26 protein-coding genes are annotated in these 11,683 nt (G+C 31.3%); all 26 read left to right on the forward strand.

Annotation, left to right across the window (positions count from 1 at the left end; genetic code table 11):
• A partial coding sequence (locus tag KA856_RS04410; RefSeq protein ID WP_210138519.1) for a hypothetical protein occupies positions 1-330 on the forward strand: 330 nt, incomplete at its 5' end.
• Between the two features lie 56 nt (positions 331-386).
• Entirely contained in the window at positions 387-596 is a 210-nt protein-coding gene (locus tag KA856_RS04415; protein ID WP_210138520.1) for a hypothetical protein, read from the forward strand.
• Between the two features lie 9 nt (positions 597-605).
• Positions 606-938 (forward strand): hypothetical protein, encoded by a 333-nt coding sequence (locus tag KA856_RS04420; protein ID WP_165844902.1) that lies wholly within the window; start codon positions 606-608, stop codon positions 936-938.
• Between the two features lie 97 nt (positions 939-1,035).
• Positions 1,036-1,317 carry a hypothetical protein gene (locus KA856_RS04425; RefSeq protein WP_165844903.1) on the forward strand — a complete coding sequence of 94 codons (282 nt, stop codon included), beginning with the start codon at positions 1,036-1,038 and terminating at the stop codon, positions 1,315-1,317.
• A gap of 154 nt (positions 1,318-1,471) precedes the next feature.
• A complete protein-coding gene (locus KA856_RS04430) occupies positions 1,472-1,714 on the forward strand; it encodes a hypothetical protein (protein ID WP_210138521.1) in 243 nt (80 codons plus the stop codon).
• Between the two features lie 36 nt (positions 1,715-1,750).
• Entirely contained in the window at positions 1,751-2,089 is a 339-nt protein-coding gene (locus KA856_RS04435) for a hypothetical protein (RefSeq protein WP_210138522.1), read from the forward strand.
• 156 nt (positions 2,090-2,245) lie between these two features.
• Positions 2,246-2,581 carry a hypothetical protein gene (locus tag KA856_RS04440; protein WP_204195419.1) on the forward strand — a complete coding sequence of 112 codons (336 nt, stop codon included), beginning with the start codon at positions 2,246-2,248 and terminating at the stop codon, positions 2,579-2,581.
• A 20-nt stretch (positions 2,582-2,601) separates the two neighbouring features.
• Positions 2,602-2,799 carry a hypothetical protein gene (locus KA856_RS04445; RefSeq protein ID WP_204195420.1) on the forward strand — a complete coding sequence of 66 codons (198 nt, stop codon included), beginning with the start codon at positions 2,602-2,604 and terminating at the stop codon, positions 2,797-2,799.
• Between the two features lie 76 nt (positions 2,800-2,875).
• On the forward strand, positions 2,876-3,469 hold the full coding sequence (locus KA856_RS04450) for a hypothetical protein (protein ID WP_210138523.1): 594 nt from the start codon (positions 2,876-2,878) through the stop codon (positions 3,467-3,469).
• A 47-nt stretch (positions 3,470-3,516) separates the two neighbouring features.
• Positions 3,517-3,810 carry a hypothetical protein gene (locus tag KA856_RS04455; RefSeq protein WP_145461807.1) on the forward strand — a complete coding sequence of 98 codons (294 nt, stop codon included), beginning with the start codon at positions 3,517-3,519 and terminating at the stop codon, positions 3,808-3,810.
• A 179-nt stretch (positions 3,811-3,989) separates the two neighbouring features.
• On the forward strand, positions 3,990-4,196 hold the full coding sequence (locus KA856_RS04460) for a hypothetical protein (protein ID WP_204195424.1): 207 nt from the start codon (positions 3,990-3,992) through the stop codon (positions 4,194-4,196).
• A 411-nt stretch (positions 4,197-4,607) separates the two neighbouring features.
• On the forward strand, positions 4,608-4,847 hold the full coding sequence (locus KA856_RS04465) for a hypothetical protein (RefSeq protein WP_204195425.1): 240 nt from the start codon (positions 4,608-4,610) through the stop codon (positions 4,845-4,847).
• Positions 4,848-4,872: 25 nt separating this feature from the next.
• Complete coding sequence (locus KA856_RS04470) at positions 4,873-5,091, forward strand: hypothetical protein (protein WP_204195426.1); 219 nt, start codon at positions 4,873-4,875, stop codon at positions 5,089-5,091.
• An 18-nt stretch (positions 5,092-5,109) separates the two neighbouring features.
• Positions 5,110-5,343, forward strand: coding sequence for a hypothetical protein (locus KA856_RS04475; RefSeq protein WP_210133928.1), 234 nt, complete (start codon positions 5,110-5,112; stop codon positions 5,341-5,343).
• Between the two features lie 12 nt (positions 5,344-5,355).
• A complete protein-coding gene (locus KA856_RS04480) occupies positions 5,356-5,574 on the forward strand; it encodes a hypothetical protein (RefSeq protein WP_145344809.1) in 219 nt (72 codons plus the stop codon).
• A gap of 31 nt (positions 5,575-5,605) precedes the next feature.
• Complete coding sequence (locus KA856_RS04485) at positions 5,606-5,917, forward strand: hypothetical protein (protein ID WP_165844914.1); 312 nt, start codon at positions 5,606-5,608, stop codon at positions 5,915-5,917.
• Between the two features lie 99 nt (positions 5,918-6,016).
• Positions 6,017-6,343 carry a hypothetical protein gene (locus KA856_RS04490; protein ID WP_145461811.1) on the forward strand — a complete coding sequence of 109 codons (327 nt, stop codon included), beginning with the start codon at positions 6,017-6,019 and terminating at the stop codon, positions 6,341-6,343.
• Between the two features lie 23 nt (positions 6,344-6,366).
• Positions 6,367-6,597 carry a hypothetical protein gene (locus tag KA856_RS04495; RefSeq protein ID WP_210138524.1) on the forward strand — a complete coding sequence of 77 codons (231 nt, stop codon included), beginning with the start codon at positions 6,367-6,369 and terminating at the stop codon, positions 6,595-6,597.
• Positions 6,594-6,842 (forward strand): hypothetical protein, encoded by a 249-nt coding sequence (locus KA856_RS04500; RefSeq protein ID WP_210138525.1) that lies wholly within the window; start codon positions 6,594-6,596, stop codon positions 6,840-6,842. Before KA856_RS04495 ends, KA856_RS04500 begins: the two co-directional genes overlap by 4 nt.
• A gap of 492 nt (positions 6,843-7,334) precedes the next feature.
• Positions 7,335-7,691: a hypothetical protein gene (locus KA856_RS04505; RefSeq protein ID WP_204195429.1), complete on the forward strand. Its 357-nt coding sequence runs from the start codon at positions 7,335-7,337 to the stop codon at positions 7,689-7,691.
• Positions 7,692-7,778: 87 nt separating this feature from the next.
• Positions 7,779-8,066, forward strand: coding sequence for a hypothetical protein (locus KA856_RS04510; RefSeq protein ID WP_145461814.1), 288 nt, complete (start codon positions 7,779-7,781; stop codon positions 8,064-8,066).
• Positions 8,067-8,127: 61 nt separating this feature from the next.
• Entirely contained in the window at positions 8,128-8,274 is a 147-nt protein-coding gene (locus KA856_RS04515; RefSeq protein ID WP_174894829.1) for a hypothetical protein, read from the forward strand.
• Between the two features lie 271 nt (positions 8,275-8,545).
• Positions 8,546-9,028 carry a hypothetical protein gene (locus tag KA856_RS04520; RefSeq protein WP_165844916.1) on the forward strand — a complete coding sequence of 161 codons (483 nt, stop codon included), beginning with the start codon at positions 8,546-8,548 and terminating at the stop codon, positions 9,026-9,028.
• A 403-nt stretch (positions 9,029-9,431) separates the two neighbouring features.
• Positions 9,432-9,848 (forward strand): hypothetical protein, encoded by a 417-nt coding sequence (locus tag KA856_RS04525; protein ID WP_145461816.1) that lies wholly within the window; start codon positions 9,432-9,434, stop codon positions 9,846-9,848.
• Between the two features lie 10 nt (positions 9,849-9,858).
• A complete protein-coding gene (locus tag KA856_RS04530; RefSeq protein WP_044120179.1) occupies positions 9,859-10,287 on the forward strand; it encodes a RusA family crossover junction endodeoxyribonuclease in 429 nt (142 codons plus the stop codon).
• On the forward strand, positions 10,287-11,249 hold the full coding sequence (locus KA856_RS04535) for a hypothetical protein (protein WP_145461817.1): 963 nt from the start codon (positions 10,287-10,289) through the stop codon (positions 11,247-11,249). Before KA856_RS04530 ends, KA856_RS04535 begins: the two co-directional genes overlap by 1 nt.
• Positions 11,250-11,683: the final 434 nt, after the last annotated feature.

Raw genomic sequence — 11,683 nt, forward strand, 5'->3', positions numbered from 1 at the left:
GAGGGGTTTTTCATATGGTATTATTTAACAAAAAGTATTAAAAATAACACATTTAGACTTGAAACGTACATAAATGTACGATATAATAAAGGTAACAAATCAAACAAAGGAGTTATTGCTATGGAAAACCAAAACTACAAACAAATCTTAGAGGTATTACAACAAAACGATGTTCGTGAGGTCGTTAAAGCTATCTTTAGTTATGAAACAGGTATTACAGATGAAGCGGATTTAGATAAGTTAAACCATTATTACTTTGAAGAATTAGATACACCGAATTTCTTAGATGAAGATGTTTACTTTAAGAGTATGGAATACAGAGGGCTATAAACAGCCCTCTTATTTACAAAAAGTATTAAAAATAACAATTACGTGGAGGGCTTGAAATGACTTTAAACAACGATAGCAAAAATAAGAAAATCGGTAAGATAAATTTAAACTTATATGATATTCATGAACAAATTCTTTCATATCTCGCAGCAGGCAAAGATATTAAGCAAATAGATGTAGTGATAGAGGTAGATAACCAAGCAACTGATTGTTTGTATATAGATCAATCAGAAATACAAGATGACTTATTAATATTAAGGAACTAGGTGGTAAACATGGACTTAAAAACAAGTTTAAAAGCAGGTATTGATATTATCGAAAATAATGAAGTGCAGAAAAGGTATAAATTTGGATTAGGTAAAGCAGATGTAGATGAAGCGGAAGACCTTTTACAAGCATTAAATATGTGTAGTGCAGAAGCAATGGAAGACCTCTATTATGATGAACAACCAACGTATGATGTAAGTTATTGCGATAATGAAATATTGTTTTGTATCAGCATATCTGAACTAGAAAACTTTATTCATAAGCTAGTGATTAAAGAAGCATTTGGAACGATTAAAGTATCACGTAAAGCAGTATATTCATATATAACTAAGGAGGGCTAACAATAAGCACGGATTACAGCTAACTAAAGGGCTATTTCTAGCCCTTTAACTTACAAAAAGTATTGATAATAATATAACGATATTAGGAGGTCATACAATGAAGCACATGGAAGCGGTAGATGTGAGACACACGTATTACATGATTAACTTTTTGCATGAACGGACAACGACACAATTTAAGATGATGGCAGATAACACACGTAGAAAAGTGAAGCACAATCAACGAATAGCAGAAGCGGATTTATGCAGATACATCGACGAGGTTAAAGAGAATATAGATAACTTACCTAAAGTATGGCAACAGACGTATGAAGCTCACAAAGGCGCAGACAACAAGACTTTAGCAAAATTATTCATTGAACAATGCAGACCGTATTAAACAAGCAGACCCGCTTCAAGTGATTGAGTTCCCTCGCTTACAAGGTGCGTCGTGAACTCAATCAACGGGCGGGAACTTGCTCGCTTACAATGGGCGTCGCAAATTCCCGCCCTCAACCCTAATAAGTAATCCTAACGAAAAGGAGCAAATATAAATGAACAGTGCAGTTAAACAAAGAACAATTCAGTGGTTAGAACAATCACAGGCACAGGGTAGTTTTGATGGATTTGATGAAGAAAATAAGCATTTCAGACAATGTACCGATGATGAAATTGAATGGTATTTTGTCGAATGGTTTTTCACAGACGGGTTAAGGGACGATTTAACCGAAGCAGAACTCAAAGAAAACTACTCAAATGAATTGCTGGAACTCGAAAGAATTAACCGAAGCGGATAGATACAGTAAGTATGTAGATTAAGGAGGAACACAGAAATGGAAATGACAGCCCAATTTGAACATGAACTTAAAGCAGTACTACAAGAAGAATCACATTATCAGCAATGGGACGATGTAGCGGTAAAAGAGGTATTAGACCTTATCAGTCCTTACTGGCATAAAGAAGATACAAATATAGAAGATTATGTAGCATTTGAAATGCAATTTTTCTTGAACGATACGGATTTTTTATGCTGGTATTTTGAAGATGAAACAGCACAAGAAGTTATTAAGCACATTATGGAATATGAAAGTAATGAAGCGGTGCTAACAAGTTGTATGAATGACGGAACAGAGAAGTTAAGTAATGGCGTGATTGTCAGATGTACAATTTAACGAATACCCGCTTCAAATGATTGAGTTCCCTCGCTTCATGGGGCGTCGTGAACTCAATCAACGGGCGGGAACTTGCTCGCTTACATGGGGCGTCGCAAATTCCCGCCCTCAAATCAAAAAAGAGCAATGCACATGAATTACATGGAGGTATTAACGATGGCAACAAACTTTAAAAAGAAGCTATTTAAAGATTATTTAAAAGAAAGATGTAATGAACATATAGAAGCGATTGAATCAAACGTATATACAGGAGCTTACACCGTAGAAGAAGCTAAACCGTTATTAAAACAGGAACAAATAGCATATAGCATGTATCAGCAATATAAACTATCTCAAGTATTAGGTGGCGTGAAGATAGGTAAAAGCTTATTTATACGCAATAAAGATTTGAAATTTGTAACGTATGACTATCTACATGACGAAATAGAAGCGGTTATTGATGAAATTGATCTACAAGAAATAATGCGTGACCTAAAGGAATTAGTCTTATGACTATAAAGGAGGATATACAAATGATGAATGAAGAAATAGAATGGTTATGTGATTTTTTACAAATACCCTACAGCGACAAACCAACGTTAGAGCAATGGCAAACAGCAGTTAGTAGTTACATGCAGCGTGACATAGGAAGCGTTAATTATAGTATTTCAGATTCACATGAACAGCTAACAATATTTGATTATGAACTAATGGAAGCAGTAGCTATGTAATTGATTATTATCTGTTAGTATAAAAGAAATGGGCATTGAACGATAGATTAGATAGAAGATAGGTAGAGGTGTTTTCATGAATAAATCAGCAAAAATAACAGAATTTGACCTTTTAAAATATGAGCAATTATATTTAAACAGCCAAGACAGTACTGAATACAAAGATATTATAGAAAATATCCAATATGACCCAAGTTTTACAAAAGATACTATAGAAGCGGTGCATTGTTTATTTTGCAATTGCTATGAATTTAATAAGGGCATGTTGTGTAGATTGTTAAATGAAATAAAACAAGCACCAACACATGACGACGTGAAGTTATTTATTAATACACTATATAATTTTGATAAGGGCAAACAAAGCACTGAAAATATTGCCTATTTAACACCGACTGATAAATTAGTCAGAGAATATGAAAATGGGTTTCCGCCACAAGTATTTATATTCTTTAAAGCTATATTAGAAACGCCACAAAAAATGAACAGGTTCGATGTTGTAGCGATATTAGGAATTATTCATGAAACAAAAATATCCGCAAATTTGAATGGTTTTATCTCACAACTCATAGACTTTAATCAAGTAAGTGATGAAGCGGAAGCTAAACAGCTTTTAAACGACAACGATTTGTATGAAACAAGCCTTTTTAAACAGCATATTAAGTCTGGGTAATTTGACCTTTTGAAATTAGAAAAATTTAAAAATAAGGAGAGTTCAAAGTGAGCAAACCCGTTATAAAAAATTTGGAAAACAAACTAGCTGTGGCATTGTTACTCATTATATATGCAGGCTTTATGCTGGGGGCATATATCGTGCTTGATTACATCATACAAGGGAAATTCAGAAAACTAGCAATGGGTGTAGATAAAGCGTTAGTATACCTTAATAATGCAAGTACAGTTGTTATGGTAATTGTGATTATTTTTGTAATTATCGTAAATACATTTATTGTTCTATTGGTAATAAATGGAATAAAAGATTGGAAAAGAAAGCGTAACAAAGAGAATCAGTAAAATAGTGATAAAGTCATATGATATATATAGGTATTTGATAATGACAATGATTGTCTACCTTAAAGCGACTTAATGCAACTAATGATGAAGCGGTCAGATATATGATTAGAATTGCTATAGACGTCTAGGAAGCGGATATTAGGCAATGGAATAAAAAGTGTATGAAAGAGAGGGTTTTTATGAAAAAAACGTATGCATGGATTTTATTAATTCTATTAGTGATTTTTGTAATTGGTTTTCTAAGTTTTTTCATGTATTCATCAATGCAAGTAGGTTATTACTTTGCAAACGAAAATAATATACCTATGTGGCAATATAGTGTTATAGGTATAGCAGGCATTATATTATTAGCATTTGGACTTAAAATGTATTTTCATAAATCATAGTAAAAGTATGACCCGCTTCAAGTGATTGAGTTCCCTCGCTTCATGGGGCGTCGTGAACTCAATCAACGGGCGGGAACTTGCTCGCTTACAATGGGCGTCGCAAATTCCCGCCCTCAATCCTTATAAGAGCGTCTAATACAATAAGTAATCGTAGTTTATTAAACTCAATAAGAGCAAAAACCACCCACCCTAGCCAATGTGTTAGGGTTTTTTAATTTGTCCTAAATTACAAAAAGTTTTAAAAATAACACATTTATACTTGAAACGTACATCAATGTACGTTATACTGTGTATATAATCAAAACAAGGCAAAACAACATGATCTAAAGGTACTTCCAATGTATAGGAAGCGGATAATTTACCGCTTCAATTTACAAAAAGTATCAAAAATAATATAAGAGGTGTTGAATTATGAACGGGCAAACAGTATATACGTTAATCCTCAAGCCAGTATTTACAGATATTCAATTGATTGGGGTTTATGACAGTAAAGTACAAGTAGAATTTGCTAGAGCTAATCATATGAGAGAGCGACAACAAAACAATGAATTAGATGTAGAAGATGAAGCGGATTTTCAAGAAGCACAAGCCGAATACATGATACTAAAAACGCAATTAGGTAAAGGCGATATATTAGGCATTGTAGAATAAGTACTCATTAAAGGAGAGGTTCAGAATGAAAAACAACACAGTATATACGTTGATATGGAGCGAAACATATGGAGAGGTCATGCATTTAGGTGTATTCCCTACTAAATCAGAAGCGGAAGCAGAAATAGAAAACAATTTATCTACTAGGGATATAGATGAAGACTTTATAGAAGAAAGCAAAGCCGATGAATACATGATACTAGAAACACAGATAAATGAAGCGGATATAACGAAAATAATTTAAATGCGGAGGTAGTTATATATGAACACAAAACAGTTATTAGATTACTTAACTTATATTGGACTAAACGTGCAGGAAGTGGGAGCTGGTATATATAAAGGTCATTCGTGCAACGTTAAGCAGTGGCACAGCTTTAGGATATGGATTAATAAGAGCGGGAAAGTAACGATTAAATCACATGGGGTACAGCGTAGCTTTAAATTACAGCAGATGAATGAATTAGAACGTGAATTAAGAGGATTTGAAATTATTTAGGAGGTTTTATATATGGAAATTATTAAGCGTAAAGGAAGCTATCAACTCATTAAATTTAGCGCTTCATTTTTAATATTGGATTACAGTAATAAAGATGTTGGCATAGCAGTTAAAACGTATATTTCTGAACAACAAGCGATTAAAGAGTTTGAAATATTATTGAAGCATTTAAAGAGCGATACATTGATTAAACAATCAGAACTAGACTGTTTAATTAACGGTGTATATTAAATCATATTTAAATAATAAGGAGTGAAGTAATATGAAACGTTTAGCAGGTATTACATTTACAGATAAAGGAGCAACAGGTAACACAGTAGGCTATATGGAGTATGTGACGGGTGTTGTTAAAGTAGCACGTTATGTTGTGGGTTATTGTGCAAATAGACAGGTACATGACCGCTTCATAATTGAATTTGAAGGACATGATCTAAATTTAAGTGACTATGTAAGCAAAGAAGATATTGAACGTATGCAACAAGCATATATGGATAAAAGACTTACAGATAAAGACATAGAGTTTTTAACAATACAGCTTAATGAATGGACAGACCACCCTACTCATATATATTAATAACTACAAGGTATCTAAAGTGTTCACTAGATACCTTGTATCTATGGAATAGTATTAAGAAGCGGTTATTTGAAATAAAGTAATATGAGGTGTTGTTATATGAACCAAATTGAAGCAATTAACAAATTTTATGCTAATCAGTATGTGAGGTTAGATGCATATGAACATGATTACGATGATATTAATTCTGAAATACCTAATGATATAGAAGATAATAAGTTATTTGATACGTTATACAGCGCAATTATTAAACCGATTGAATATGAGTTAGAAAAAAACAATTTCTATTTTTGTGCATTTGAACGTGGAGAAGATGTTAATCGAGTACGTTTATATTTTGGTTATCCAGTAAGCGACAGTATGGAAAGTATCGACAGTAGCCAAGAAATAATAAACCATTTAATTCAATTAGATAATAAACTTTAATACGGTTCAAAGGGGTGTGTATTATGGAAATGCAATTAACAGATAGAGAAGATTTTTTAATAAGCATGACAGCATATTTATTATATAGCGGAGATTTACCAATTGATGAAAAATATATGAGATCAGAAGCGGAAATAAGAGCTATATTAAACAACCCTCATGAGTTTATTAACATAGATGTTCTTAAAGATGAATTAAGCTATTTTGGATTAGATAGAAATAATTTCAAGTGGACAAAGGAGGTTCATGTATGAGGCATTTAAATATTGTTCTTAAAGATGATGAAAAATCAAATGGTGGTGTTGCATTTGCTGGAGAAACTTTATTAGACTTCATGAACGATCTAAAGCCAAATGAAAGACAATCACTAGATGATGTTAATGCAGCACTTATTGAATGTGGTATAAAGCCGATAAATGTTATTAACTATCCAGAAATAAAAGAACTTAAATCCTTTGATATAGTAACTAGAGAATTAAGAAGATTAGATGAACAATAAAACCGCTTCAAGTGGTAACGCAAATTACGTCCCCCCTATTCATAAGTAAATGTAGTTTAATTTAGATACTATATATACATGGTATTCATAGAATACAAAGTATTCAATAGATACTATGTGTCCAAAGTGTCTTGAAGATACGCAGTATCGTTATATTAGCTACATAAAATACTAGGTAGTCTTAAGATACTAAGTATCTAATAATGATAAATCCAGAAGCGGTTATTTACAAAATGTATTAAGAATAACATTTAATTGACACGTACAATAATGTACGATATAATTAATTTAAAGTTATTAAATGAGGTGTAAAGAATATGGATATATTAATAGATGTAACTACAGCTTTAGTATTTATGGTAGCTGGTATAACAATATATATACCCATCAAATTGAAATTAGATAATAGAAAAAATGCGAAGAACGAATAAATTTTATTTTTGCATTATATTTACAAAAGGTATTAAAAATAATATATAGAGGTGTTTTTATATGGTACATGGTTCAGTAGATAAATATTTTAAAGAAATTCAAAAAGGAAGAGACAGACAAAATAATTTGAGTAAAGAACTTAGAAATAAAGCAAAATCATATGTCATAACATTAGATCAGCATAAACAACTACAAGAGTTAAAAGAAAGACAGAATAACTATAGCATATATCCAACGGTACAAAGTGATAATTATTTTATTGAATATACCGACCCTAAAGAAAATGAGTTCAATATAATTATTCATGATATTAAAAACAGCAGAAATTTCAGAACAAAGTTTAGCCAACATATAGGGCTACCATTAATGCTTTACCACAACGGAACAATGTTTTATGAAAGCGGCGTTATTCGATAATCAGTATATATAGTATTCGTTGTGTTCTAAGTGTTTTGTGTGTCCAAAGTGTCCAAAGTATCTAAAATATATAAATGAGGTGGAGTTATGAATGTAAAAGGAATGGTTAATATTGATAGTTTGAATGTAACAGCTAAACCATTTGGCAAATTAAAAATATTGAACAATCACAGCGATAATGAAATATATTCAATGTTTTGGGAAAAGGCTCATAATGATAATTTCATATTAAAATTTAGTAGTAATAAATATAACGGTAATTTAGAAAAATATATATCTGATACAGATTTATTTATCATAGTATCAATATTTTTATTGGGTAACATGGAAACTCAAGAATGGTTAATTGATCTGTATAATTGGGAACCACCATAAACACAATAGCTACAAAAGATACAAAAGATACAAAGTATCTATAATACTGGAGGGATTAGAAATGTATAATAACAATGATGTATATAATATAGCCGATCAGCTAAATTCAGATTGTAAAAATGAAATGCTAATACTGTTTGATGAAGTAGAATATAAAGAAGAAGAGGACGTAGAGACAAACATTGAAATTAATAAAATACTACATTAAGAAATAAAGCCTTTTGTTATATATCGAGATATATCAAAAGGCTTTTTGTTGTTCTGAGAAATTGAATATATTGCAGCGAAATATTAAAGGCTGGATAAGTGTAGGTAAGAGTTGCCAGAAATCCAAATCTCAGAAATAAAAAAAGAAAGGAAATATTTATTGACACGTACAAAGATGTACGATATACTAAAGGTAGTTAATAAGTGATAGGGACTAACCACATCATAGATTTACAAAAAGTATTAAAAATAATATAAAGGGGTTTTTGATTATGACAATATTAGACTTAAAGGAAAAAGCTAAATTATTAAGAAAAGACTTAAAAAACAATCTAGGATATACAGCAAAACAAGTAAGCGTTAGAATGTCAGCAGGTTCAGCACTATATGTAACAATAAAAGATTATAAAGTTGATGTAGAAGCAGTAGAAAAAGAAGCAAGAAAATATGAAGAAATATCATATGATGAAGTAAGTAGAGAAATATTAGCAGGTGGTAATGATTTTGTTTTTGTAGATAACGAGGCTATTAATCCTCACTATCAAGAATTTGCAAATAGAATATATGATGAACTTGAAACAACAGAAAAAGAAGAATACAGTGTAGCACTTCCAAACGAAGCAGTAGCAATACATTTTATAGAATTAAATCATAGTGTACCAAAATTTAAAGTACAAATTGGAAGCAAGAAATCAAGTTTTCAAGATTTATATACAGCAGATCAAATAGCAGAAGTAATGACCTTATTAAAATAATAAGGTCATTATTTTATTATAAAATTAAACGATAATATATAAATTAAATTTGTAAAAATACATAAAAATATAAAGGTTTCAAAAAAGGAACCAACATGTTATAATAAATCCATAAATATTAATAGTTTCAAAAGTGAAACATTAATTTATATTAATTAGTTTATGATTAACATAAATAACTGTTCTAAAGGCTAGTAATTAACGTGTTTTATGATATTAAATGAATAATAATCATAGTAATATAATTTCTAGTAATAAAGTAAAAATAGGTTCAAATATTAGTGAATATAGAGTGTTTAAAGTGTGCTGAACACACAGGGTGTCCATAGTGTCATTTAAACACTATGGAAACTAAAGATACAAATAAAACTAATGCTTATTAATAAAAAGGGAGCGTATTATTATGGCAAATACAAAAACGCAAAAGAAATTAACTATTGCAAAAAAGAAAAGTGAGTTCATTTTAGATTGGTTTGTTAATGAAGTCCCGTTAAAAAAATTAAATGAAAAAATAAACTTAAGTAAAACTACAAATTTTAGATATAAAAAACAATTGATCGAATTAGAAAAAGAATACGGGGCATTTTATGCTTTGTCGGAAGTCTTTACTTTAAACCAGATAAACGCCCTCATAGAGCTATATAATGACTTTGTAGAACACCCAGAAAAATATGAAAAACGTAAAAAAACTAAGGGCATAGATATGGAAAATCAAGCAAAAATCGTTAATAAGCATTTATCAGATATGAATATGCATTATTCAGAAGATAATAATAGAGAAGAAAAACCCTTGCCAGAGAATTTAAAAGATAAAATGTAGGAGGGTTATTATGGCTAACGAATGGAGCTATACAATTGATATAAACCCAGTAGCAACGCCCCGCCCAGAATTTAGAAAGACGAAAGACGGTAAAACTATAACCTACTATCCCCAGAAATACGCTAATTATTTAGAAGAAGTACAACAAATGCTTGAACGAGATCAAGCTATAAATGAAAACTTTTATAACGTTATGAGGGCGCCATTAGGGGTTAAAGCAGAAGTTTATTTTTATGTGCAAGCACCTAAAAAACAAAAGAAGATCAATAATATAATGAAAACCACAGCCCCAGACATAGATAACCTAGTAAAAGCGGCATTTGATAGCATATTTAAAGGGTTGAAAGTGAAAGACAGTCGCATAGTTATGGTGTCTATGGCGAAGTTTCAAACTTTAACTAATCCTAGAACAGAAATAACATTGCGAGGTGTTGAGTAATGGTTAGTAATTTAGATAAATTTAAGCGAATAGAAAGCATTATGACCGAAGTGCAAGGCGAAATGGAAGCCTATTTAAAAGTATTGTTAGAACGTCATGAATATATGAATACTTACAGAAAAGAATATAAAAAGTTAAAACGTACTGTAAGTGATATAAGAAGCGAATTGAAAAGCAATGAAAGTGCCAACGAAGAAATAAATGCACTAGTGAAAAGTGCAAGAAACAAGGTAGAGCGTAATATAGAAGAGCTAAAAAAAGATCGTGAGATTGATCTTGAGGGCGGCTATGATATAGCTATTAAATCTATGACTGATGTAAGCGTATTGCTAGAGGGAAGCCCTAAATTAGATAAAATAGAAGACGCTAAACTGTTGTTGCAAAAAAACAACGTAGAGGTACCCGAAATAAATGTATTGTTAGAAGATTACGCAAACGAATTGCGTAGCAGCAATAAAGAAGATGTTAAAAATAGCGTTATAAAACTGTTAGATAATGCAGATAGTGAGTATTTAGATAGCTTTAAAGGTTATAGAGAAGCTTGTGAAGAAAGCGAAGACGTATACGAAAGTTTCAGTGATATTGTTGATGTATTGCTAGAATTAGGGTTTTTAAGCGAAGCAGAAGAGCTAACAGAAGCATTGCCAGATATAGAAGAAACTAGGAGAACGAGACCAAACCCGGAGCCGCTTCTAAATATGCTAGTACCCGTTAAAAGCGCAGGTTTGCAGTACTTCTCAAGTAGAAACCGGCAATCAGATTCTTACGATCTGAACGTAGCATTTGCTAAAGAAGTAGCGTATGCAAGGCGTGCATTGCTGGAAGACAGGGAATATATAGGGACTAAAAACGCATTTGATCGAGTAAATAAAGCTTTTGAAGATTTATCATCTTACATGTATGAACGATTTTATCAATTAGGAGGAACACCTAAAAATTATCATGGACACGATGACAGATAATAGCAGCCTTTAGAGGTTGCTATTTTTTTGCCTTTAAAAAGCTATAGAGGGCAATGAGAAGCTCATATAAAGCCATTTATAGAAGTCGGCTAGGAAAACTAACAAAGGTAATAAAAGGCTTAAATTTAGCCTATAAGAGTTAAAGAAAAAGGTTCCAAAAACGAAACTTATATATATAACGATCTAGCACCAACCATGAAAAATAGTAATATTTAAGTATATCACAAAACATAAAAAATAAGCAAATAATAAGTTTATACAAATAGAAATTATTAGAAAATTAATCCGAAGGATTATAAGGATTTAAAATAAAATAAATTAGATTTTCAAAAGCAGAAAACGAAATAAAAAGAAGTTCCGAAAATGAAACCGAAAAGGAACGGGAATAAAGGGAGGTTCCAAAAATGAAACCGGAGAGCAAGTGCTATGGGCTA

The organism is Staphylococcus sp. GDB9P120P (assembly GCF_017893435.1).
In the GTDB taxonomy this organism is placed as follows: Bacteria; Bacillota; Bacilli; order Staphylococcales; family Staphylococcaceae; genus Staphylococcus; species Staphylococcus cohnii.